Source organism: Shinella daejeonensis (assembly GCF_024281235.1).
In the GTDB taxonomy this organism is placed as follows: Bacteria; Pseudomonadota; Alphaproteobacteria; order Rhizobiales; family Rhizobiaceae; genus Shinella; species Shinella daejeonensis.
Genome location: NZ_JAHWXY010000002.1, coordinates 1 through 21,981 on the forward strand (window position 1 = coordinate 1; position 21,981 = coordinate 21,981).

22 protein-coding genes and 1 pseudogene are annotated in these 21,981 nt (G+C 62.5%); 13 read left to right on the forward strand and 10 right to left on the reverse strand.

The window, feature by feature from the left end; all coding sequences use genetic code 11:
• Both KYK29_RS06570 and KYK29_RS06575 read left to right on the forward strand, forming a co-directional pair.
• Positions 1 to 396: pseudogene (locus KYK29_RS06570) on the forward strand (hypothetical protein); the annotation flags it as partial.
• A complete protein-coding gene (locus tag KYK29_RS06575) occupies positions 393 to 1,793 on the forward strand; it encodes a TniQ family protein (protein WP_254690101.1) in 1,401 nt (466 codons plus the stop codon). The pseudogene KYK29_RS06570 and the gene KYK29_RS06575, both read left to right, overlap by 4 nt.
• Positions 1,794 to 2,286: 493 nt before the next feature.
• On the opposite strand, the gene KYK29_RS06580 is transcribed toward KYK29_RS06575, so the two are convergent.
• The 6 genes from KYK29_RS06580 to KYK29_RS06605 form a co-directional block, all read right to left on the reverse strand.
• Positions 2,287 to 2,436 (reverse strand): hypothetical protein, encoded by a 150-nt coding sequence (locus KYK29_RS06580; protein ID WP_254690102.1) that lies wholly within the window; start codon positions 2,434 to 2,436, stop codon positions 2,287 to 2,289.
• A gap of 277 nt (positions 2,437 to 2,713) precedes the next feature.
• Entirely contained in the window at positions 2,714 to 3,028 is a 315-nt protein-coding gene (locus KYK29_RS06585; RefSeq protein ID WP_367880986.1) for a phage virion morphogenesis family protein, read from the reverse strand.
• Positions 2,994 to 3,281 (reverse strand): phage virion morphogenesis family protein, encoded by a 288-nt coding sequence (locus tag KYK29_RS06590; RefSeq protein WP_254690103.1) that lies wholly within the window; start codon positions 3,279 to 3,281, stop codon positions 2,994 to 2,996. The genes KYK29_RS06585 and KYK29_RS06590 overlap by 35 nt, the downstream gene beginning before the upstream one ends.
• A gap of 102 nt (positions 3,282 to 3,383) precedes the next feature.
• Complete coding sequence (locus KYK29_RS06595; RefSeq protein ID WP_254690104.1) at positions 3,384 to 3,797, reverse strand: PBECR2 nuclease fold domain-containing protein; 414 nt, start codon at positions 3,795 to 3,797, stop codon at positions 3,384 to 3,386.
• A 116-nt stretch (positions 3,798 to 3,913) separates the two neighbouring features.
• Positions 3,914 to 4,642 (reverse strand): L,D-transpeptidase, encoded by a 729-nt coding sequence (locus tag KYK29_RS06600; RefSeq protein ID WP_254690105.1) that lies wholly within the window; start codon positions 4,640 to 4,642, stop codon positions 3,914 to 3,916.
• Between the two features lie 180 nt (positions 4,643 to 4,822).
• Positions 4,823 to 5,710, reverse strand: a complete 888-nt coding sequence (locus KYK29_RS06605; RefSeq protein ID WP_254690106.1) for a LysR family transcriptional regulator — start codon at positions 5,708 to 5,710, stop codon at positions 4,823 to 4,825.
• A 145-nt stretch (positions 5,711 to 5,855) separates the two neighbouring features.
• Here KYK29_RS06605 and KYK29_RS06610 point away from each other — a divergent pair, with 145 nt between their 5' ends.
• From KYK29_RS06610 to KYK29_RS06620, 3 genes are all read left to right on the forward strand, one after another.
• Positions 5,856 to 6,962, forward strand: coding sequence for an NADH:flavin oxidoreductase (locus tag KYK29_RS06610; protein ID WP_254690107.1), 1,107 nt, complete (start codon positions 5,856 to 5,858; stop codon positions 6,960 to 6,962).
• 23 nt (positions 6,963 to 6,985) lie between these two features.
• Positions 6,986 to 7,864 carry an arginase family protein gene (locus KYK29_RS06615; RefSeq protein WP_254690108.1) on the forward strand — a complete coding sequence of 293 codons (879 nt, stop codon included), beginning with the start codon at positions 6,986 to 6,988 and terminating at the stop codon, positions 7,862 to 7,864.
• Between the two features lie 140 nt (positions 7,865 to 8,004).
• Positions 8,005 to 8,973 carry a TIGR03571 family LLM class oxidoreductase gene (locus KYK29_RS06620; protein WP_254690109.1) on the forward strand — a complete coding sequence of 323 codons (969 nt, stop codon included), beginning with the start codon at positions 8,005 to 8,007 and terminating at the stop codon, positions 8,971 to 8,973.
• Positions 8,974 to 8,979: 6 nt separating this feature from the next.
• Here the strand turns inward: KYK29_RS06620 and KYK29_RS06625 are convergent, their stop codons facing one another.
• From KYK29_RS06625 to KYK29_RS06635, 3 genes are all read right to left on the reverse strand, one after another.
• Positions 8,980 to 9,915 (reverse strand): TIGR03571 family LLM class oxidoreductase, encoded by a 936-nt coding sequence (locus tag KYK29_RS06625; protein ID WP_254690110.1) that lies wholly within the window; start codon positions 9,913 to 9,915, stop codon positions 8,980 to 8,982.
• 56 nt (positions 9,916 to 9,971) lie between these two features.
• Positions 9,972 to 10,352 (reverse strand): carboxymuconolactone decarboxylase family protein, encoded by a 381-nt coding sequence (locus tag KYK29_RS06630; protein WP_254690111.1) that lies wholly within the window; start codon positions 10,350 to 10,352, stop codon positions 9,972 to 9,974.
• Positions 10,353 to 10,471: 119 nt separating this feature from the next.
• On the reverse strand, positions 10,472 to 10,849 hold the full coding sequence (locus tag KYK29_RS06635; RefSeq protein WP_254690112.1) for a DUF983 domain-containing protein: 378 nt from the start codon (positions 10,847 to 10,849) through the stop codon (positions 10,472 to 10,474).
• An 824-nt stretch (positions 10,850 to 11,673) separates the two neighbouring features.
• Between KYK29_RS06635 and ccoN the strand changes: the two genes are divergently transcribed.
• From ccoN to KYK29_RS06670, 7 genes are all read left to right on the forward strand, one after another.
• Positions 11,674 to 13,296, forward strand: coding sequence for a cytochrome-c oxidase, cbb3-type subunit I (ccoN, locus tag KYK29_RS06640; protein ID WP_254690113.1), 1,623 nt, complete (start codon positions 11,674 to 11,676; stop codon positions 13,294 to 13,296).
• A gap of 11 nt (positions 13,297 to 13,307) precedes the next feature.
• Positions 13,308 to 14,039, forward strand: coding sequence for a cytochrome-c oxidase, cbb3-type subunit II (ccoO, locus tag KYK29_RS06645; protein ID WP_254690114.1), 732 nt, complete (start codon positions 13,308 to 13,310; stop codon positions 14,037 to 14,039).
• A gap of 11 nt (positions 14,040 to 14,050) precedes the next feature.
• Positions 14,051 to 14,203, forward strand: coding sequence for a cbb3-type cytochrome c oxidase subunit 3 (locus KYK29_RS06650; protein WP_254690115.1), 153 nt, complete (start codon positions 14,051 to 14,053; stop codon positions 14,201 to 14,203).
• Between the two features lies 1 nt (position 14,204).
• Positions 14,205 to 15,074: a cytochrome-c oxidase, cbb3-type subunit III gene (gene ccoP / locus KYK29_RS06655; protein WP_254690116.1), complete on the forward strand. Its 870-nt coding sequence runs from the start codon at positions 14,205 to 14,207 to the stop codon at positions 15,072 to 15,074.
• 100 nt (positions 15,075 to 15,174) lie between these two features.
• Complete coding sequence (gene ccoG, locus KYK29_RS06660) at positions 15,175 to 16,734, forward strand: cytochrome c oxidase accessory protein CcoG (protein WP_254690117.1); 1,560 nt, start codon at positions 15,175 to 15,177, stop codon at positions 16,732 to 16,734.
• Positions 16,731 to 17,225, forward strand: a complete 495-nt coding sequence (locus KYK29_RS06665; RefSeq protein WP_254690118.1) for a FixH family protein — start codon at positions 16,731 to 16,733, stop codon at positions 17,223 to 17,225. Before ccoG ends, KYK29_RS06665 begins: the two co-directional genes overlap by 4 nt.
• Complete coding sequence (locus KYK29_RS06670; protein WP_254690119.1) at positions 17,222 to 19,489, forward strand: cation-translocating P-type ATPase; 2,268 nt, start codon at positions 17,222 to 17,224, stop codon at positions 19,487 to 19,489. The genes KYK29_RS06665 and KYK29_RS06670 overlap by 4 nt, the downstream gene beginning before the upstream one ends.
• 82 nt (positions 19,490 to 19,571) lie before the next feature.
• Here the strand turns inward: KYK29_RS06670 and KYK29_RS06675 are convergent, their stop codons facing one another.
• Complete coding sequence (locus tag KYK29_RS06675) at positions 19,572 to 20,456, reverse strand: methylenetetrahydrofolate reductase (RefSeq protein WP_254690120.1); 885 nt, start codon at positions 20,454 to 20,456, stop codon at positions 19,572 to 19,574.
• Positions 20,457 to 20,600: 144 nt separating this feature from the next.
• Between KYK29_RS06675 and KYK29_RS06680 the strand changes: the two genes are divergently transcribed.
• Positions 20,601 to 21,977 carry an aminotransferase-like domain-containing protein gene (locus tag KYK29_RS06680; protein WP_254690121.1) on the forward strand — a complete coding sequence of 459 codons (1,377 nt, stop codon included), beginning with the start codon at positions 20,601 to 20,603 and terminating at the stop codon, positions 21,975 to 21,977.
• The last annotated feature ends 4 nt before the right edge of the window (positions 21,978 to 21,981 follow it).

The window sequence follows — 21,981 nt, forward strand, 5'->3', positions numbered from 1 at the left end:
CCATGCTGGACGCACCAGCCATGGCCGCATAACTTAAGCCAAACGGTCTCCGGTAAAGCCGGGGCGGTTCACATCGCTGCCAACTGCGGCCTGCAGGTCGACAAGGCACTGACGACCCACGACTTCCTCGGGCGACTGGTGAAGGCGACAGGCGGCGGAATTGGTACGATGATCGAGATGGTCCGGGCAGCCTGCTACAAGGCTCTGGCCAAAGATCACTCCGCTGTGACTGCTAAGGACTTCGAATTCGTTTACGGCCGCACGTCCGGCAGCCTGCCTTCTGAAAACATCATTACGGCGAAGGCTTGGGTCGATCTTGATCGCAGCAACGCTCTCATCGACCTCGTCCCCAAGCCGGTAGAACCGAAGCGCTCCAGGAAAAAGGCATCGAAATGACCCTTCGCGTCACCCTGGAATATCATCATAAAGAGACCCGCAAGAGCTTGCTTTCTCGCCTGGCAATGGCGAACAGCTATCGCTCACTGGAGGCGTTTCTCTCGCTCAACGGCACAAGTGCCCTGCCATTCGAGCGCGGAGAACCACAAGCAATCAAACGGCTGTCGGAGTGGTCAGGAGTGCCCGCCGAACAGTTATCCTGTTACAACATCAAAAGCAGCGGAGTCGGTTCGCATTGGAGTCTTGGCCCTGCATTGATGAGCAGGGACATGCGGGTCGGGCCCTATCACCGTTACTGCCCGAAATGCGTTGCTGCTGACCTCCAGCACGGCCGTGGACGGGAACAAACACGCCCTTACGTCCGCGCAGCATGGATGACGCGAGCGGTCGAGGCATGCGTCGAGCATGGCTGCGTCATTGTAGAAGCTGCGGCTGACAAAAAGGCTCAAGGTGACTTCGCTCGCTATGTTGCAGACAACCTGGAGCGTCTCCGAGAAGAGGCTGTGACAGTGCCTTCAGCCGCTTCAGTCGAAGTCGCGCGCTATGTGGAAAATCGCATCCACGGGAAATCAAGCAATGACTTCCTGGATCAGTTCGAAGCCTACGTTGCAATCGATCTCTGCCGAAACATCGGCCATTTCGCGATCCAGCACGGACTCGTCGAAAGTGCGGCGGCACCGGGTGGGGAATTAAGCCTGGTCGATTACGGTTTCGAAATTGCCTGCCACGGGCCGGAACGCATTGAAGCAATGATCGCTGAAGTTATTGCACGGGAACGTCCCTTCGCGATTGAGATGCAGGGTTTTTTTGGGAAGCTCCGCCGCTGGTTATTGCGCAACGAAGACAAAGACGAGTTCGCGGGAGTCATCGAGCTGTTCCAGGGCATCGCCGAGCGAAACCTTCCTATCGGCAGCGATGAAACGTTTGTTCTTCCCACACGCCAACGTCATCTTCATTCCGTCCGATCCGCAAGCATCGAATATAGAATGTTTGAAGATCGGGTTTATCAGCTCGCTATAGACGCAGGTCTGACGGAACCGACAGACTTGTCGAGCGGGCGCATCTACCTTGATGCGCAACGGACACACGACATTCTCTCTGTCGCCCTGGCTACAGTAACGACACCCGAAATCGCATCAGAGCTTGGCATCCACATTGAGCGCGTACGGCAAATGCTAGACGCAAATCTTTTGCCCCGTGTCGAAGCTGCCCAGGACGGAACCCGAATCTATTCGCGCGTGCGTCGTTCTGATTTCGACGCCTTCAAAAAGCGCTTGAACGCGCCCATGGCTACGCCGACCCGCGCGCAGGCCCAGGCTTACAAAGCTCTGGCAGACCAGAAACGCCGTGAATCACAGCAAGGTCCGGGCGGTCTCGGGACAGGAATTCGCGGCTAGGAGAGATCGTGACATGAAACGGATGATTGCGGCGGTGGTGTTCGTGGCTGCCGCCACAACCGCCTATGCTGAAGGCACCCCTCTCGTCACCTAGGACGGCGGTGTCGGGCGTCGCTGCGCATTCTCCTTGTCGCGGATTTTTAGCTCATCCTTGGCAGGCGTCACCGCCAGCCGGAAATGCTTCTTTATTTCGCACTCTTTCATGGGAAACATTCCTGTCACTCAAAAGGGGAAACGCATGGCCGGACAAGTCCGGCCATGCGTTTAGACGGATGCGCGCAGGTTGTGGCAGAGGTCTTTCGGAACGTCGTCCTTGAAGCAAGGATAGCGATGACCGAGGGCCGGCGGCAGTTTGGCGACCAGCAGGCGCTGTTCATGCTCTTGCGTCCGCGCCAACTCATCCGCATAGACCAGCCGACGTTGCGTTGCCGAGGTCGTGTCCGTTTCGCTCAGAGAGTGCGTCGAACTGGAACTGCCGCCGCCTGTACCGCCGCTACCGCGACTGGACCCGAACGTGCGGGCAACCGCGCTGCTGAAATTCCAAACGGTCGGCGGCCGAATAGGTGATCGGCTCGCCCTCCATGGGCGTGAACGTGCCGGTGCGGAAAACTTCGAGGCGAACGGTCGCGGTGGCGGCGGACATGTAGGCTCCAGAAATCAACCGGGGCGACCATGCATGGCCCGAAACGACAAAGCGCCCGGAAGTCGTTCCGGGCGCTTTCAACCGTGTCGCTGACAACCAACATGCGCTCGTCAGGGGCGCTAATCAAGCCGCCGGCAAATCTGCGGGCCGGATGCGCGATTGGAAAGGCCCGCGTTCCGTTTCTAACGGGAGTCTAACGGGCCTCGCCCCCCAAATCCGGTATATCCGGGCCTCTCGGGTCGCCGCGCGCGCTGGTGCCCGAATTCTGCAAGTCCCGTCATTCGTCACCAAGCCACTCCCGGGCGATACGGATGATGGTGACCTCGTCCTCCTTCGAAACGCCGAGGTAGGAGCGTTTCGGCATGTTGATGGTATGCGCCCTGATTGTCACCTCGCGGGAAAAAATGGCGCGGGCTTTCTTCCGGAACTTCTGGTCGAGGGTATCGGTCTTTGCATCATAGTGCTGGTGCACCATGCCGGTGCGCTCCGGCATCTTGATCTCGCCGCCCAGCTGGTGGATCGCGGCTTGGGGCATCGGCGATTCGATCCGGACATCCTCATCGCTGGCGATCAGGTTCAGCGATTCGGCCAGCCGCCCGCGCGAGAAGGATGCGGATCGGCGTCAGGCGCTTGTCCTCCCGGCGCTGGATGGTCTTCGGCCTTAAGCGCGCCCAGGGAATGCCGTCCGGATCGCGTTCCAGATCAAAATTATCGCTGGCCGGATTCAAGATGCGCTCGCCGACGTTCTTGTAGAACCCGCGCGGGTCCATCCGGTCAAGCAAGGTATCGAGCCGGCCGCGGGCCTCGGCGTCCTCGAGCGTGACGGTGTAGGTAATGCCGGTCATTGGATTTTGACTCGCATTGCGTTAGGATGATGATGTCGGGCACGCTAGACAGGTGGTTGTCCAGGTAGCTCCCCGACGTTGAGGCCGGATCACCCCGGCCTTTTACTTTTTCGGTCGTTGATAAATGAGCTTGCCGCCGCGCCGCCGGTCCAATGTGCGCAGGTCGACCCGACCGGCCCGAGATGTCGTGTTGTAGGCGGTGACGGCCTCCCACCCGCGTTCGCCGATTTCAAAGACAATCAGCAGCCCCGTTTCCTTGTCGGCACGGATATAGCGGCGATCCACGATGAGTTCCTGCACGGCCGGGTCGGTCGGGTCCTTCTTTCGGACAACGCCGATCCGGATTTCATCCGGGTCCATGAGCGCCTCCGCCAACAGGGGCGTGGCGGTGGCCCGGTCATGCTTGCCGACCTTCAATGCTTCACGACGGTCGCGGAAGAGCTGATCTTCCAGTCCTCCCCGAAGGCGAAGCGCCGCGGATGGTGACTGATGATCCTGTTGCTCTTGCGCGCCCACACGATTTCCGAGGCGGCAAAGCCTTTCAGCATCGCCCGCCCGAAAGCTTTTCGCGGATCCGGCCAAAGGGCAGACCCTTCCCCCATGGGAACCACCGGGGGAAATCGTGACGTGCCTTACGCGGTCAGAAGATGTCTCATGGCCGGGTCCGCTATCACCACCAGAGGACTTCCGTCACGAACATTGTCGGCCAGATGGATGACGTCCTGATTGATCATTCGTATGCAGCCGGAGGATACGGCCCTGCCGATCGTCCATACCTCCGGGCTACCGTGGATGCGATAGATCGTGTCCTGATTGCCTTCGTGGATATAAAGAGCGCGTGATCCGAGCGGATTGCGGAGCCCCGGGCCCATGCCGCCATTGGCGATGCTGACCGGTTCAAGATCCGGCTGGCGCGCGACCATCTCGTCGGGGGGATTCCAGCGCGGCCATTCGCGCTTGTAGGCGATATGCCGGCCGCGCCCTGCCCACGAAAAGCCGTCCCTGCCGACGCCGACGCCATATCGGACCGCCCGCCCGCCGGACCGGACATGATAAAGGTAGCGGTTCGGCGTATCGACGATTACCGTGCCGACCGTCTCGTCGGTCGGATAGTCGACCTCCGTCCGCCACCATTTGGGGTCGAGCCTGGAGACGTCGACCTTGGGGATCGGAAAACGTTCATTGGGCAGCGCGGAATACATGGGAGGTGTCTCGCGCGGCGGCGGACGGGGCGGCGCAGCCTGCTGAATGGCCGGTGTGGATGGACGTGTGGAGGCGCAGCCGGTCAAGGCCAGCGCACCGACGCCTGCAAGGAATGCGCGTCGTCCGAGTGCAACGGGATATCGGTTATGCTTGCTCAAAGCCGTGTCCTTACGACATGTGTGATGAGGGGAGGACAAATGAGAGGTACCTTAAGGTAGTCTTAAGGGGCACGGCAGGAGACCTTTCCCGATTTAACGGGCGGTCGAGGCTCCCCGATCTACGGCAATTCATGCGCGCCACTGCGCCTGCGGCCATGCCCATGAAGCGCTTGTCGACTGTCACGCGCCCGGACGAGATATCAGGCTCGATCTAAGTTCCTCGATAAAGCATCCTACGCGGGATGGCATGTGGCGGCGCGAGGGCAGCACGGCCCAGACGGCAAGGCTGACCGGATCTGCGTCCTGCAAGGGAACTTCCACCAGTTCACCACCGGCAAGATCGCCCACGACGTCCCAATAGGTCAGCAGCGCGAGACCGGTTCCGGCCAAGCAGGCGGCGCGCAGGGCATCGGCGCTGCTGGCGGACAGGCGGCCGTTGATCGGCCGGGCGATCTGTTGCCCATCACGCTGGAACAGCCAGGAACCGATTCCGTGCAGCGTCAGGCAGGCATGGGTGTCGAGGTCCGAAAGCATCTGCGGATGGCCATGGGCCTCAAGATAGGCCGGGGAGGCGCAGAGCGTCCTCGGATTGTCCGCAAGTTTCACGGCGATCAGCTCCGAGACCTGGAGCGGCGCAACGCGAATGGCGACATCGATACCCGAAGCGACGATATCGACGATCCCGTCGGACAGGGTGACATCGGCCTGCAACAGCGGATGGGCCGCCATCAGTCTTGCGACCGCCGGAACGACCAGCGTCCTGCCGATGATATTGGGAGCCGTCACCCGGAGTGTCCCTCCCAGCCCTTCCGGCCGTTCGGCAAAGGCCGACAGGGCCGTATCCCGTGCGTCGAGCATTGCCCTGGCAAGCGGCAGGAACGTTTCGCCTTCCGAAGTCAGCGCAAGGGAGCGCGTGGTCCGGTGAACCAGACGGACGCCGAGTTCTCCTTCCAATTTGGCAAGCCGCCGGCTGACGGCCATGGGGGACGCGTCGACCAGCCGTCCGGCTGCGGAGAGGCTGCCGGTCGAGACGATCGAACAGAAGAGGGCGACATCGGATACATCCATAACTTTAACGATAATAGATATATAGCCTATCGTCCAGCGCGACTAGCGCACGCCCTTCGGTCTACCCATCTGTTCGACGACAGACTGATATATCGCAAGAATTCTTGCGGTAGAGTGATGTGCACCGGATCCGAGGGAACAGACAATGGCGGCGAATGTCGAGATGCTTTTCACGAAAACCGATATAAATTCTCTTTCCCTGCGCAACCGCTTCGCGGTCGCGCCGATGACGCGGGTGAGCGCCGACAAGGATGGCAGGGCCACCGAAACGATGAGGCGCTACTATGAGCGGTTTGCGAAGGGTGGCTTCGGCCTGCTGATCACCGAGGGCCTCTATACCGACCAGGCATTCTCGCAAGGCTATCATCACCAGCCCGGAATCAGCGACGCGGCGCAGGCGCTGGCCTGGAAGCCGGTCGTCGTTGCCGCCCGCCATCATGGTGCGCGGGTCTTCGCGCAGATCATGCATTCCGGTGCGCTTGGTTACGCAAACCGTTTCCGTGAAGGCACCGTCGGCCCCTCGGCGATCCAGCCGAAAGGCAAGCCGAGCGAACTGTATTACGGTGAGGGCGAGTTTCGGGTCCCCCGCGTCATGAGCGATGAAGAAATCGCCGATGCGGTCGAGGGCTTCGCCGGGGCGGCGCGGCGCGCGGTCAGTGTCGCGGGGTTCGACGGGGTCGAACTCCACGGCGCCAATGGCTATCTCATCGACCAGTTTCTCACCGATTATGCCAATATCCGCACCGACCGCTGGGGAGGAAGCCCGCAGAAACGGACTGAATTCCTCCGGGCGGTGTTCAAGGCCGTGCGCGCACAAATCGGCGACGCCGTCCCGCTGGGTGCGCGCATCTCGCAGGGCAAGGTGAACGATTTTTACCACAAGTGGCAGGGCCGTGAGGCGGATGCCGAGATCGTCTTCGGTTCGCTGGCCGACGCCGGTGCCGATTTCATCCATGTCACCGAATTCGAGGCCTGGCAGCCCGCTTTCGAGGGCGGGCGGGACAGTCTCGCCGCATTGGCGCGCCGGTTCGCGCCGAAGGCCGCGATCATCGCCAACGGCGGCCTGCATGATCTCGGCCGCGCCGGCGAGATGCTCGGCCGCGATGCCGACGTGATCGCGCTTGGCCGGGGTGCGCTGGCCAATCCCGATTTTCCCCGCCGCGCCGAAGCGGCCCGGGAGCTTGCGGAATTCGACAGCGGCCTCCTGACCCCCGTCGCCAATATCAAGCCGCGCGAACTCGAAATGGCCTGACCTGAAGGAGAGAGGTTGAAACGATGACCAGCAAACAATCAAAAACGCTCAGACTCGTCATGCCGCAATGGCAGGGCGGCGATAATCCGAACACGTATCTGGGTTCTCGGCTTCTGGCCTGGCTTGCGCCGGAAAGCGATTGGCCGACGGTGGAGGTTCCGGTTCCCGCGCCCGATGGCGCGCCGGCCCGAACGGAGAACGGCGTCCGCCATCGCGGCGCGCTGATGAAACAGTTGCAGGCGGCCGCCGCACTGCTTGAAACGCACCGCCCGGACAAGGTGGTGGTGTTCGGCGGCGATTGCCTGGTCGACCAGGCGCCCTTCGCCTATCTCAATCAGCGCTATGACGGCAAGCTGGGCGTGCTCTGGCTGGATGCGCATCCGGACGTGAAGACGCCGAAGGACTATCCCAACGCACATACGATGGTGCTTGGAAATCTGCTCGGGGAAGGCGACCCGGAAATGGCGGCGCAGGTGAAGGTTCCGCTCGATCCGGCGCGGCTTCTGCTGGCCGGTCTGAACTCGGTTCGCCTGACTGATCAGGAGCGGGATGTCGTCACCCGGCATAACATCGCGGTCGTCCACACCGGGGAACTCGATCCGGACAGCGCCCCTGTCCTCGACTGGATCCGGGCCAACGACATCCGCCATCTCGCCATCCACCTCGATCTGGATGTGCTGGACCCCGGGGCGTTCCGCTCGACCTTCTTCGGCGAACCGCAGCCCGAGGCCGATCCGGTGGAGGCTTTTCCGGCCGGAACGATGAGCTTTGCGGTTCTGGCCCGATTGCTGAAGGACCTGGACGCAAACACCACGATCGTCGGGCTCGGCATCACCGAGCATCTGCCGTGGGATGCGATCAATCTGCGCAATCTGCTCAATGATGTGCCCATCCTTCAGTAAGGGCACCCAACGGAACCCGCCGGCCGACCTCGTGAGGTCTTGTCAGCGGTTCCAGGTGCCGGAGTGATTTTCAAGGGAAGGAATGCCCGGAACCGTCCGCATGGCTCCGGGCCGGCCTCCCGCTGCTCATGGAACAAGATATGGAACAGAAGAATGCAATGACCCTGATCCGGCAACCGGATCGCATGACCATCGGCTTCGAACTGCCGCTGGACAATGACTGGTCGCCTGCGGGTGAGGCCCGGCGGGCGGCGGACGGCCGTCGTTTCGGTGTGCCCGATCTCGGCGCGATGGGTGATCTGGTGCGCAAGGCGGACGCGCTCGGCTTCGCCGCCGTCTGGGCGCGCGACGTGCCGGTGTTCGACACGGTCAATTTCGGCGATGCGGGCTCGGTTCACGATGTCTTCACGCTGCTCGGCTATCTCGCCGCGATCACGCGCCGTATCGCGCTCGGGACTGCCGCCGTGGTGCTGCCGCTGCGCCACCCGTTGATGGTCGCAAAGGCAGCGGCCTCGGCCGATGTGCTTTCGGGCGGCCGGCTGATCCTCGGCGTCGCTTCGGGCGACCGGCCGGTGGAATATCCCTTGCTGGGGCTGGATTTCGAGGCGCGCGGGCAGGACTTCCGCACCGCCGTCGATTATCTGCGTGCGGCCTGGGAGCCCGGCGGATTACCGGTCGACGGCCAGCGGGTCCCGACGCTGGATCTGCTGCCCCGTCCGCTTCAGCACGAGATCCCGATGGTGGTGGCCGGACAGGCCCAGCAGAGCAACGAATGGCTGGCCAGCCGGATGGACGGGCGCTTCACCTATCCGATGGGGGCCGCGCGAACCGCGCAGGTGGCTGAGACATGGGCGGAGGCCACCGCGGGGCGGGGCGCCATTCTCAGCGCCTTCTTTCTCGATCTGCTCGCCGACGTCAACGCTCCGATGGAGCCCATCCGGCTGGGTGCGCGGGGCGGACGCAATGCGATCATCGCCCACTTTCAGGCGCTTGCCGCAGCGAGCGTGGACCATGTCGCCGTCAACCTGCGTCAATCGGGCCGTCCGGTTGCCGAAGTGATGGACGAACTGGCGGCCGAAATCATGCCGCTGCTTGTCAAACATGGATAAGCGGCTTCAGCCCAGAGCCGGCAGAACGTCGCGGGCGATGATTTCGAGGTTTTCACGAGCCGGCATGCCATTCGGCACGATATTGAGAAGTGCGTGGTGGGTGCCGGCATCCCGCATGGAGCCCAGCACATCGATCAGTTCCCGCGCGCCGAGGCGATAGCCGATGTCGATGCCTTCGGCCGGAGCCGCCGGGTCGTCGACAAGCTCGATGCGCAGCGCCACGCTGAAGCTGCGAAACCGGCCGCCGGCGGAACGCTCGACTGCCGTTCGCCAGAGCCCATGGCGGCCCTGTTGTATCCGGGGTGGGCGGTGATAGGTGACCCATCCGGGCGCGTTGCGCGCGATCCAGTCGAGGCTCTGGCCGCCGGAGCCGACGGCGAGCATGGGGATCAGGCTTTGCGCGGAGGGCCGAAGCTCGAAGGCGATCACCGGATCGGGCGATGCCCGCACGATGCGTGACGGCCGTTCCAGCGCTGCGGCGAGTTCGGCCCAATGCGCGCGATGGAGGTCCTTGCGATTGTCGGAATTTTCTCCGAAAGCCGCAAATTCCTCCCGCCGGTCGCCGGATCCGAGACCAAGCACGAACCGGCCCGGCGCCAGCCGGTCGAGCGAGATTGCAGCCTTGGCGATATGGAGCGGATGCCGGAGCGTCAGCACGGTTGCGGCGGTGCCGATCGTGATGTGCGAGGTCGCCGCGGCAATGGTTCCGAGCATGACGAAGGGGTCCGGGTGACCGAACGCTTCCGGATACCACGGCCCGTTCAGCGGAACATCGCGCACCCAGACAGCGGCAAAGCCGAGTTGCTCGGCAAGCGCTGCCAGTTCGACCTGCTGGCGAAAGTCGATATCCTCGGCATCGGTCGTGCGGATCGGAAGCACAAGGCCGACCGACATCCGGCCTTCACGAAACAGATTGGCGCGACTTTCCGACCGGTGGGGCATGGGCGATCTCTTTCCTGATCTGGAACGGCGCGCGCCTCAAGGCAGGCCCGTCCGCGCTAGCTCGCGGCCCGCTCGTCAAGAATCTTGCGGGCGCTCCGGAAACATTCGAGCGCCAGCGGCACGCCGCCGTAAATACCCACGGCGTGGATGATGGCACGGATCTCGTCCTTCGTTACGCCATTGTTCAATGCGCCCCGGCAATGGGTCTCCCATTCGTGCATTCTTCCGAGTGCGCCCAGCATGGCGAGATTCAGCATCGATCGTGTTTTGGGCGATAGCGTTTCATCTCCCCATCCGAAACCCCAGCACCATGCCGTCATCGCTTCCTGGAAGGGGCGCGTGAAATCATCCGCCGCTGCAAGGTTTTGTTCCACGTAGTCGGCGCCAAGGGTAGCCTTGCGTTTGGCAAGTCCCTTATCGAACAGTTCCTTATCCATTTGGTGTCCCTCTGCGATTTGGAAAATACCGGCCGAGGTCATGATCGGCGCAGCGGGATCATCGAGATTCCGACGATCCCGCCCGGTTCCCTTGTATCATGGCGCAGCGCGACGATCGTTCATTGTCGCGCAGTTTCGCGCGTCACCCCCGTCGCCCAGGCAAACCCCACGACGGCTCCCTTGACGTAGGGCATCATCGCCAATGTCATCAGGCTGGCGAGTAACGTCCATATCCCCAAATTCAACCACATCGACGGAACCCATGTCTCATAGGACAGGACCCCGAGCGGCACGATCACATGTCCGACGATGACGATGGTCAGATAGGGCGGAGCGTCGTCGGACGGATAGCGGGTGTTGTCGGCCCCGCAGGATTCACAGGGTTCGGCGATCTTCAGGAAACGTCCGAACAGTCGCCCCTGTCTGCACTCCGGGCAACGCAGCCTCAGGCCCCGACGGATGCCGAGGCCGATCTTTGAAGGTTCGTGATTTGCCATTTCCGGTTCCTCTCGCGGAGAATCGCCATACAAAAATGCTCTATACGCATACAGATGCACATGCAATTGATCGTAATATAAGAAGTGTATGGCTCTCACACAAGATGAAAATTCGAGCCTGAAGCGGCTATGGGCCTCACGCGGTCGACCGCCCGCCGCGCGCTCGACAACGCCCCCGCCGCGCGCACCGCAGAGGCCAGCGGCATGGACCTCCTGCAGGGTGCCGCCTCATAGGTTCCGCGACGCGGGGGAGTGTGATGATATCCATACATTCAGGGAATATGCATGGTGAAATTCCATGCGCCACAGGAATTGCAGTGGCCGGCATGGTCTACAAAAATGCTGAGGCCACGATCGATCCGCCGGTCCTGAGGCGTTGTCTTGAGGCGACGGCTGACGCAACTCTTCCGCCGCAGGCTGGAAAGGAGCCGGGGGGGGCGCGGTGCGTTCCATCTTGACAGACGGCGGTGAATCGTATCCCGGCAAGCTGTTACGCGGATTGCCCCGCTGTCGCCCGTCCCGTCCCGCTTTCCGTTCGGGCGCTCCCCATCGCATGCTTGTGCCTGATGCCGGCGAACGCCTGTTTCAGACATTATTGCAGCCATACATTATGTCGCATTGTACGTGTGTTTGGTGGGTGATAAACGGGCCGTTCTGCGGCTGCGAAGTTCGCGACGTCGGCTGTGACAGCAGGCGCGTCGCTCGTGTCGTGGCGGGTCCGATTTTCGCAATCGTCGCTTGACAGGAACTCGCGGGTTCGCTGCAAATGGAATGCGCATCGGCTCAGGTTGGGGGCCGTTTATTATGACGAGGGAAACCAGTTCATGACGTACGGAAGAGAGATCGGCCTCTCAGCGCTGCTGAGTTTCATGGCTCTCCTGGGGGCGGGATTCGCGGTTGACGAACCGTTCCGGCAGCATATGTGGATCACGTTCTTCGTGCTTGCGGCTTTCACTGTCCTTTTGCTGAAGAAGACCAGCTTCGAGCCTGCAAAACCGGTGGATCCTTCGAGCTATCTCGATGGCCCGATCCGCTACGGCGTCATCGCCACGGTGTTCTGGGGCGTTGTCGGCTTCCTCGCTGGCGTGGCCATTGCCGCGCAGCTTGCCTTTCCCGATCTCAATCTTGAGCCGTGGCTCAATTTCGGCCGCCTGCGCCCCCTGCATACGTCGGGCGTGGTGTTCGCTTTCGGCGGCAATATCCTGATCGCCAGTTCCTTCTATGTCGTGCAGCGCACCTGTCGCGCCCGCCTGTTCGGCGGAAATCTCGCCTGGTTCGTGTTCTGGGGCTATCAGCTCTTCATCGTCATGGCCGCGACCGGCTATCTGCTCGGCATCACCCAGAGCCGCGAATATGCGGAGCCGGAATGGTATGTCGACATCTGGCTGACGATCGTCTGGGTCGCCTATCTGGCCGTCTTCATGGGGACCGTGCTGCGGCGCAAGGAGCCGCATATCTACGTCGCCAACTGGTTCTACATGTCCTTCATCATCACCATCGCGATGCTGCATGTGATCAACAACCTGGCCATCCCGGTGTCGATCGTCGGCTCGAAGAGCTACTCCGCCTTTGCCGGCGTGCAGGATGCCGTTACGCAGTGGTGGTACGGGCACAATGCGGTGGCGTTCTTCCTGACGATCCCCTTCCTCGCCATGATGTATTATTTCGTGCCGAAGCAGGTGAACCGGCCGGTTTACTCCTATCGCCTCTCCATCGTCCACTTCTGGTCGATCATCTTCCTCTACATCTGGGCTGGCCCGCATCACCTGCACTACACGGCCGTGCCCGATTGGGCGCAGACGCTCGGCATGGTGTTTTCCATCATGCTGTGGATGCCGTCCTGGGGCGGCATGATCAACGGCCTGATGACGCTTTCCGGCGCCTGGGACAAGATCCGTACCGACCCGATCGTGCGCCTGATGGTGACCGCCATCGCCTTCTACGGCATGGCCACCTTCGAAGGCCCGATGCTGTCGATCAAGGCGGTCAACTCGCTCTCCCACTATACCGACTGGACCATCGCGCATGTCCACGCCGGCGCTCTGGGCTGGAACGGCATGATCTCGTTTGCCGCCGTCTACTACCTGGCGCCGAGATTGTGGGGCCGCGAGCGGCTCTATTCCATTCGCATGGTCAACTGGCACTTCTGGCTGGCGACGGTCGGCATCGTGCTCTACGCATCGTCCATGTGGGTGTCCGGCATCATGCAGGGTCTGATGTGGCGCGAATACGACGAGCAGGGCTTCCTGGTCTACTCCTTCGCTGAAACCGTGGCGGCCATGTTCCCCTATTACGTGATGCGTGTGAGCGGCGGAGTGTTCTATCTCGTCGGCGGCCTCCTGATGGCATGGAACGTCTATCAGACCATCCGTGGCCGAATGCGCGATGAAGTGCCCATGGGCGGTGCGTTGCCGGCGAATGCCGCCACGGCCCAGCCTGCCGAATAGGAGTGCGATCCATGTCATTGCTCAAGAAACACTCCACGCTCGAAAAGAATGCGACGTTGTTGTTGCTTGCCTCTCTCGCCGTCGTCACGGTGGGCGGCATCGTCGAGATCGTGCCGCTTTTCTATTTGCAGAACACGATCGAGAAGGTCGAAGGGATGCGGCCCTACACGCCGCTCGAGCTTGCCGGGCGCGATATCTACATCCGTGAGGGTTGCTACGCCTGTCACAGCCAGATGATCCGCCCGTTCCGCGACGAGGTCGAGCGTTACGGCCATTACAGCCTTGCGGCGGAATCGATGTACGATCATTCCTTCCAGTGGGGATCGAAGCGCACCGGTCCCGACCTCGCGCGCGTCGGCGACCGCTATTCGAACGAATGGCATGTGCAGCACATGATCGAGCCGCGCTCCGTCGTGCCGGAATCGGTGATGCCGAGCTATGCCTTCCTCATGGACAAACCGGTCAGCGTGAAAGGATTCTCGACCCATCTTGTCGCCAACCGCCGGGTGGGCGTTCCCTATACGGACGACATGATCGCCAACGCGGAAGCGGATTTGAGGGCGCAGGCCGATCCGGACGCCGATACCAGCGGGCTGGAGGAACGCTATCCGAAGGCCAAGGTTGCGGATTTCGACGGCAACCGGCAGGCGTTGACGGAAATGGACGCGCTGATTGCCTATCTCCAGGTGCTTGGAACGCTGGTCGATTTCTCGACCTATGACGAAGCCGCCGGTTATCGCTGAGGAGAAACGGAATGGAAACCTACACCTTCTTGCGGCTCTTTGCGGACAGCTGGGGCTTGCTGGGCATGACCCTGTTCTTCATCGGAGCCGTGATATTCGCCTTCCGTCCCGGCAGCCGCGCCAAGGCGGAGGACGCCGCTCACATTCCTTTCAAGGACGACTGACATGAGCGACAAGCAGATCGACGAGGTAACCGGCGTTTCCACCACCGGCCATGAATGGGACGGAATCAGGGAACTCGACAATCCGATGCCACGCTGGTGGCTCATCACCTGGTATGTGACGATCGCATGGTCCGTGGCCTATATGATCGCCTATCCGGCGTGGCCCTTGATCACCACGGCGACGTCGGGCCTGCTCGGGTATTCCAGCCGCGCCGAAATACGCGCGGAACTGGATGCCGCGGAACTCGCCAGAGCCGACTATGTGGCGGCCGTCGCTGCCCGGAGCGTCGAGGAAATCCTTGCCGACGACCGGTTGCGTACATTCGCCGCGTCAGCGGGCGCCGCGGCATTCCGGGTCAATTGCGTGCAGTGTCATGGCTCCGGCGCTCAAGGGTCGCCCGGCTATCCCAATCTGAACGATGACGACTGGCTGTGGGGCGGCAGTCCCGAGGACATCCGCGCAAGCATTGCTCACGGCATTCGCTTTGCCGAAGATCCGGATACGAGATACTCGGAAATGCCGGCCTTCGCCGACATCCTCCAGCGCAACGAGATCGCGCAGGTAGCCTCGTTCGTAGCGACGTTTGCGGATACGGCCGGCAATGCGAGCAGTGAGGACATCGCTGCCGGCCGCGAGGTTTTCGCGCAGAATTGCGCCTCCTGCCACGGTGAGGACGCCAAGGGCGACCGCGAGTTTGGCGCACCCGACCTGACAGACGCCATCTGGTTCTATGGATCGACGCCATCGGAGATCGCCGCACAGGTCCGCGCGCCGAGACACGGCGTCATGCCCGCCTGGGGGGCTCGCCTCGGCGACACCACCGTCAAGGAACTGACGGTCTACGTCCACTCGCTTGGAGGCGGCGAATAGACAGGGAGCCGCGTGGGTTCTGACACAACGGCGTGCTGGGAGGGGCACGGCCTGGCGTTCGGTTTCGACGCCGCCTGGGAAAACGACAGGAGAAGTGGAAATGCTCGACACGTCGGAAATCGAGACATTTGACGCAACGGCGGTGAATTCGGCCCGGACGCGCCAGTCGCTTTACGCAGCCCGCAAGAAGATCTTCCCCAAAAGGGCCTCGGGCCAGTTCCGGCGTTTCAAGTGGCTGGTGATGCTGGTCACGCTCGGCATCTACTACATCACGCCCTGGGTGCGCTGGGACCGAGGCCCTTACGCCCCTGACCAGGCGGTGCTCGTCGATCTCGCCAACCGCCGGTTCTATTTCTTCTTCATCGAGATCTGGCCGCAGGAGTTCTATTTCGTGGCCGGCCTGCTCATCATGGCGGGCTTCGGGCTCTTCCTGGTGACATCGACCGTCGGACGCGCCTGGTGCGGCTATACCTGTCCCCAAACCGTTTGGGTCGATCTGTTCCTCGTGGTCGAGCGCGCCATCGAAGGCGACCGCAATGCCCGCATCAAGCTGGATGCCGCGCCATGGTCGTTCGACAAATTGACCAAGAGGGTATCCAAGCACGCAATCTGGCTCGCCATAGCAGTGGCGACCGGCGGGGCGTGGATCTTCTATTTCGCCGACGCGCCGTCATTGCTGCGCGATCTCTTCACCGGGCACGCCGCATCGGTCGCCTATATGACGGTCGCGGTGCTGACCGGCACCACCTATGTGTTCGGCGGACTGATGCGCGAGCAGGTGTGCACCTATATGTGTCCCTGGCCGCGCATTCAGGCGGCGATGCTCGACGAGAATTCGCTCACCGTCACCTATAACGACTGGCGGGGCGAACCGCGCAACCGCGGCGCCAAGAAAGCAGCGGCCGCGGGGCAGTCGGTTGGCGATTGTGTCGATTGCAATGCATGCGTGGCGGTCTGTCCGATGGGCATCGACATCCGCGATGGACAGCAGCTGGAATGCATCACCTGCGCGCTGTGCATCGACGCCTGTGACAGCGTCATGGACAAGATCGGCAAGGATCGCGGCCTCATCGCCTATGCGACACTGGCTGAATACGAGTCCAACATGGCGCTGGCGACGGCCGGCGGCACATCGGCCATCGATCCGAAAAAGGTTCGCGACGATAACGGCAAGCTGTCGGACAAGGTCGTCACCTTCCACTGGAAGAAGCTTCTGAGGCCGCGGGCGGTGATCTATTTCGCGGCATGGTCGCTCGTAGGGCTGGCTCTGGTCTATGCGCTGATGACGCGCGACCGCCTCCAGGTGAATGTCCTGGCGGATCGCAACCCGCAATTCGTCGTCCTGTCGGACGGATCGATCCGTAACGGTTACACGGTCAAGCTGCTCAATATGATCCCCGAGCCGCGGACCATCACCGTCAGTCTGGACGGCCTTCCCGGCGCCGAGTTAAGCGTCGTGGGCATGGACCAGACGACGGCGCGCTCCTTTGAGGTCGAGGCCGATCCCGATCAGCTCACAACGCTAAAGGTCTTCGTACGCCAGCCGCGTGCGGATGTGGCCGGCCAGACGCAGCATTTCACCTTTATCGTGGAAGACAAGGCGGGCACCGAAAGCGATCGCTACGATGCCACCTTCGATGCACCGGAGACGCGCCGATGAAAAGCCAGGCTAAAAAGGGCCAGTTTACCGGCTGGCATATGCTGGCGATCATGGTCGCATTTTTCTCGGTCATCATCGTCGTGAACCTGACGATGGCTTTCTTCGCCCGCTCGAGTTGGACCGGAATGGTCGTCGGCAATACCCATATCGCAAGCCGGCAGTTCAACGAAAAGGCGGCAGAGGGCCGAGCCCAGATGGCGCTTGGCTGGAAGCCGGAACTCACGATAGTGGACGGCAAGGTCCATTACCGGCTGGTCGACAGCATCGGCAACGTGATGGCGGCAACGCGCGTGACGGCGAGCTTCCGCCGGCCCACGCACGCCTCCGAGGATCAGGAGGTGGTATTGACACGCCAGCCGGATGCTTCCTTTTCCGGATCGGTGGAGCTGCGCGACGGCCTGTGGATCGTCGAGGTGGATAGCGAGGCCGGCCTTGCCCATCCCTATCGGGATACGCGACGGCTGACCTTTCGCAACGGAACGATCCAATGAGCTGTTGCGCACCCGGCGCCGAGTTCGTCGTCGACGGCGGCTCCGTCTCTTCCGACGAACTGCGCCATGCCGCCCGCAATCTGGGTGACGGAACCGCGCAGATCGAACTGTCGGTGCCTGCCGTCCATTGCGGCGGCTGCATCCACGCCGTGGAGCAAGGTCTGCTGCGCCTCGAGGGCGTTGTCAGCGCCCGCGTGAATCTGTCGACCAAGCGCGTCTGGGTGCGCTTTCGGGAGGCCAGCCCGCCGCCCCTGGCGGAGACCCTGACCCGGCTCGGCTATCCGCCGCATGTGTTCGACGAGGCCGGCGAGCAGAAGGACAAGACATTGTCCGGCCTGTTGCTCGGCGTTGCCGTCTCCGGCTTTGCCGCCAGCAACATCATGCTGCTGTCCGTATCGGTCTGGTCCGGCGCCGGCGGGCCTACGCGGGACCTGTTTCACTGGGTTTCGGCACTGATCGCGTTGCCGGCCCTGGCCTTCGGCGGAAGGTTCTTCTACCGCTCCGCCTGGCAGGCGTTGCGGCATGGGCGCATGAATATGGACGTGCCCATCGCCATCGGCGTCACCCTTGCCTATGTGCTGAGCCTTTACGAGACGCTCAACCACGGAGATCATGCCTATTTCGATGCGTCCGTCTCGCTGCTTTTCTTCCTCCTCATCGGCCGTACGCTGGATCATATGATGCGCGACAGGGCGCGGTCGGCCGTACTCGGTCTTGCGCGCCTTGCCCCGCGCGGCGCGATCATGATCACCGGGGACGGCAATCGGGAATACAGGCCGATAAGCGAGATCGAACCGGGCAACCGGTTGCTAATCGCCGCGGGCGAGCGCATCCCGGTCGATGCCCGGGTCGCCAGCGGCGCCTCCGATCTTGACTGCTCGCTGGTCAATGGCGAGAGTCGCCCCCAGCCTGTCGAACCGGGCTCGGCCGTGCGGGCGGGAACGCTCAACCTGACCGGTCCCCTGACGCTGGAGGCGACCGCGCGCGCGGACGATTCCTTCCTTGCCGAAATGATGCGCATGATGGAGGCGGCCGAAGGTGGCCGTACACGTTACCGGCGCATCGCCGACCGCGTCTCGGCGCTCTATGCGCCGGTCGTCCATCTGACGGCCTTCGTCACCTTTCTCGGCTGGATGGCGATCGATGGCGACTGGCACAAGGCCATAACGATCGCCATTGCCGTGCTCATCATCACCTGTCCCTGCGCCCTCGGCCTTGCCGTGCCTATCGTTCAGGTGGTCGCCGCCCGCCGCCTGTTCGAACAGGGCGTGATGGTGCGCGATGGTTCCGCGATGGAACGGTTGACCGAAATCGACGCGGTGATCTTCGACAAGACAGGCACGCTGACCATGGGGCAACCGCGACTGGTCAATGTCGGGGAGGTCCCGCCGGACACACTTGCCGTTGCGGGCCTTCTCGGCGGGCAATCGCGCCATCCGCTATCGCAGGCCATCGCTCGCAGCGCCGGTGAAGAGCCCGCGATGGTCGATTTCGACGAAGTGACCGAAATCCCCGGCTCCGGCATGGAGGGCAGGGCGGGCCAATCGATCTGGCGGCTGGGCAGGGCGGAATGGGCGCTCGGGCAGGGGAGTGACGCGATTTCCTCGCAGCCCGGAACGATCCTTTCTCGGGACGGCATCGAACGCGCCCGTTTCGTGTTCGAGGACGCTCCCAGGCCGGACGCCGCACAGGCCGTTCAGCGGCTTCGAGAGGCAGGAAAGTCTGTTGAAATGCTTTCCGGGGATACCGAAGCGGTTTGCAGGAGCGTCGCGGAAAGCCTCGGCATCCGGCAATATGCGGCTGGCTTGATGCCCGCCGGGAAAGTCGCGCGCATCGCCGCAATGGCCGACGTCGGCCACAAGGCACTCATGGTTGGCGACGGGCTGAACGACGCGCCGGCGCTTGGCGCGGCACATGTGTCGATGGCTCCCGCCAGTGCAGCCGATATCGGTCGCAATGTCGCCGATCTGGTGTTCCTGCGCGACAGTCTCGCGGCCGTGCCGCTTGCCCTGGATGTCTCCGTGCAGGCCGGACGGTTGATCCGCCAGAACATAGGTCTGGCCATCGCCTATAATGTCATCGCCGTTCCCATCGCCATCCTGGGCCATGTCACGCCGCTGATCGCGGCTATCGCCATGTCGGGCTCGTCCCTGCTCGTCATCGCCAATGCGTTGCGCCTGCTCAGGATTGGAAGGGAGAAACCCCCCGTCATATCCGGCAGTGCGCCCACGACCGGACTTTATCCGAAAAGTCGTCCGGCATGAGCGTGCCTCTCCACCTCATCTCCCTGGCGTTGTTCTTCCGCTGCCGAGGCTGATTGTATGGCAGACGGACAGAACCCGCATCTCACGGGTTCCGTTCGTTGGTGGAAGCGTCTGGCCGCCTCTCCAGCAAATGATCGTTCATCCAGCGAACACCGTCGATCATTCCGCCGAAAGGATAGAGGTGGAAGAGAACGACGCCGAGATCTTTGTCCTGCATCCCCGCGTATAGCCGATCGACAAATCGGTCAGGCGCGACGCGACGGAGGAGATTGGCAAGCGAAAGCCCGTAGCGGCGCGCGATCGCGGCTGAAGAGACCACGCCGAACTGACGCGCGTAGCGCAGGAGCTTGCCGACGTCCGCAGGACCCGGCACCCCGACACGAACGGGCGCATCGATCCCTGCTGTCCGCAGCCGCTCGATCCAATGCACGACCGCGTCGGCATCGAATCCGAACTGGGTGGTGATCTCCACCGTGCAGCCGGCCTCCTGAAGGAAGGCGACCTTCCATCGCAAGGCCCTGTCCAGTTCCTGCGGCGCGATCCTGTGATGCCCTTCGGGATATCCGACGATACCGACATGTCGGATCGCATGGCGTTCGAGGATCCCGCTCTCCAGAAGCGCCAATGAGTCCTTGTAAGGGCCGGCCGGAGAAGCGGGATCGCCTCCGACAAGAATGAAACGTTGCGGATCGGCGCTCTTTACGAGTTCCCCGACAAGATCGTCACGGTCCTGCCGCGATCGCAATCGCCGGGAGGAAATGATCGGAACGGGCTCGAAGCCGCAGGCGCGGATCACGCGTGCCGCATTGATGCGCTGGCCATGATCTTCGTTGCCGAGAAACGCGATATTGACCGGAGTTCCCGGCGGTATGGTCGCTCGTGCCGTCTCGATGTCCGAAATGGCCTTGCCCGTCACTTCCAGCGTATATGCTGCCTGTCCGGGCTGCGTTGAAGCAGGTGATCGCATTCGTTTCCGTCCCTTGAGGTCCCCGTTTGGTCCGGCCCCTCGAAGGACTGGATCGACACCATGCAGCTTGGCTCTCTTTGCATCGAAAGCCATACATGGTAAGAATACCGTATGCAATTATACCATACGTAACGGGAGAGGCGCATGTGGAAGCCAAGGCTGCTCGAAAGCGCGCGGATGAAGTACCTTGGTATCGTCGAAGCGCTTGAGGCCGATATCCGATCCGGCATGGTCATGCCGGGTGAAAGGCTGCCGCCCCAGCGCGCTATCGCCGAAGCGCTCGGCGTCGACCTGACCACCGTCACCCGCGCCTTCAACGAGGCGCGACGCCGCGGTCTCGTGCAGGCACAGGCCGGACGCGGAACCTTCATCAGCGAAGCACCGGAAGGTGAAACGAGCCAGCATGCGCCGCTCCTGATCGATCTCAGCATGAATATTCCCCCGCAACCGGCGGGGATCGACTTTCGCAAGCTCTTTCCGCAGGGCATCAGCGCCGTGCTCGGTACTCCGCGCGGGCTGCTCTGTCTGCATTATCAGGAAAGCACCGGTGCGGAGCCGGACCGGCAGGCGGCGGCAGGGTGGCTCGCCGACAGGATAAAGGGGGTGACGTCCGACCGGATCGTTGTCACGAGCGGCGCGCAAAGCGCGCTCTTCGCGATCTGCGACACGCTTCTCGGTCATGGCGACACCGTCGCGACCGGAGCGATGACCTATCCCGGCCTGAAGGCCGTTGCCTTTCAAAAGGGACTCGCGCTTGCGCCGCTTGAAATGGATGCGCAGGGCATCCTGCCGGATGCTCTGGAACGGCTTTGCCGGGAGCGGCCCCCAAAGGCTGTCTACGTCATTCCCAGCATCGACAATCCGACGACGGCGACCCTGCCGCAAGAGCGTCGGCGCGCTCTGGCCGGGATCGCGCGCAAGCATGGGATCCCGATTGTCGAGGATGACCCATACGCGCCGCTGAGGCCGGAGCAGACACCCTCCATTGCGGAACTCGCGCCCGACATCACCTGGCATATCGCAACGCTGTCCAAATGCGCCACGCCGGCGCTGCGCGTCGCCTATGTCGTCGCCCCGAGCGCAACGGGCGCCCTGAGGCTCGCCGGAGCGTTGCGCGCGACCGTGCTGATGGCGCCGCCCTTGTTGTCCTCATTGGCCAGCCGATGGGTTTCCGACGGAACGCTCCATGCGATCACGCAGGCGATCCGCGCCGAGAACGCAGAGCGGCAGAAACTGGCCGCCGCGATCCTCGGTGACATCTTCTATGCCGCCGATCCGCATGGCCATCATTTATGGCTGCCCCTTCCGTCCCATTGGCGCGCCAACGATTTTGCCGAATATGCCGACCGTGCCGGGGTTTCGATCGTGCCGTCTTCAGCTTTCGCGACCGTCGCCCATCCGATCGAGGCAGTCAGGATTTCCCTCGGCGTCGCCCCGGATCGTGGCGAGCTGGAGGACGGTCTCACCCAACTCGCCAACCTCATCGCCCAGCCCTCGATCGGCATCCGGGCCGTTGTTTGATTTC

Bases quoted from the DNA above. Each gene is read 5' to 3' on its own strand.
- KYK29_RS06615 (WP_254690108.1), top strand. From the start codon at position 6,986: ATGACCAGCAAACAATCAAAAACGCTCAGACTCGTCATGCCGCAATGG.
- ccoP (WP_254690116.1), top strand. From the start codon at position 14,205: ATGAGCGACAAGCAGATCGACGAGGTAACCGGCGTTTCCACCACCGGC.
- KYK29_RS06625 (WP_254690110.1), bottom strand. From the start codon at position 9,915: ATGCCCCACCGGTCGGAAAGTCGCGCCAATCTGTTTCGTGAAGGCCGG.
- ccoN (WP_254690113.1), top strand. From the start codon at position 11,674: ATGACGTACGGAAGAGAGATCGGCCTCTCAGCGCTGCTGAGTTTCATG.
- KYK29_RS06580 (WP_254690102.1), bottom strand. From the start codon at position 2,436: ATGTCCGCCGCCACCGCGACCGTTCGCCTCGAAGTTTTCCGCACCGGC.
- KYK29_RS06620 (WP_254690109.1), top strand. From the start codon at position 8,005: ATGGAACAGAAGAATGCAATGACCCTGATCCGGCAACCGGATCGCATG.
- KYK29_RS06650 (WP_254690115.1), top strand. From the start codon at position 14,051: ATGGAAACCTACACCTTCTTGCGGCTCTTTGCGGACAGCTGGGGCTTG.
- ccoG (WP_254690117.1), top strand. From the start codon at position 15,175: ATGCTCGACACGTCGGAAATCGAGACATTTGACGCAACGGCGGTGAAT.
- KYK29_RS06635 (WP_254690112.1), bottom strand. From the start codon at position 10,849: ATGGCAAATCACGAACCTTCAAAGATCGGCCTCGGCATCCGTCGGGGC.
- KYK29_RS06665 (WP_254690118.1), top strand. From the start codon at position 16,731: ATGAAAAGCCAGGCTAAAAAGGGCCAGTTTACCGGCTGGCATATGCTG.
- KYK29_RS06670 (WP_254690119.1), top strand. From the start codon at position 17,222: ATGAGCTGTTGCGCACCCGGCGCCGAGTTCGTCGTCGACGGCGGCTCC.
- KYK29_RS06610 (WP_254690107.1), top strand. From the start codon at position 5,856: ATGGCGGCGAATGTCGAGATGCTTTTCACGAAAACCGATATAAATTCT.
- KYK29_RS06680 (WP_254690121.1), top strand. From the start codon at position 20,601: ATGTGGAAGCCAAGGCTGCTCGAAAGCGCGCGGATGAAGTACCTTGGT.
- KYK29_RS06575 (WP_254690101.1), top strand. From the start codon at position 393: ATGACCCTTCGCGTCACCCTGGAATATCATCATAAAGAGACCCGCAAG.
- ccoO (WP_254690114.1), top strand. From the start codon at position 13,308: ATGTCATTGCTCAAGAAACACTCCACGCTCGAAAAGAATGCGACGTTG.
- KYK29_RS06590 (WP_254690103.1), bottom strand. From the start codon at position 3,281: ATGACCGGCATTACCTACACCGTCACGCTCGAGGACGCCGAGGCCCGC.
- KYK29_RS06605 (WP_254690106.1), bottom strand. From the start codon at position 5,710: ATGGATGTATCCGATGTCGCCCTCTTCTGTTCGATCGTCTCGACCGGC.
- KYK29_RS06630 (WP_254690111.1), bottom strand. From the start codon at position 10,352: ATGGATAAGGAACTGTTCGATAAGGGACTTGCCAAACGCAAGGCTACC.
- KYK29_RS06675 (WP_254690120.1), bottom strand. From the start codon at position 20,456: ATGCGATCACCTGCTTCAACGCAGCCCGGACAGGCAGCATATACGCTG.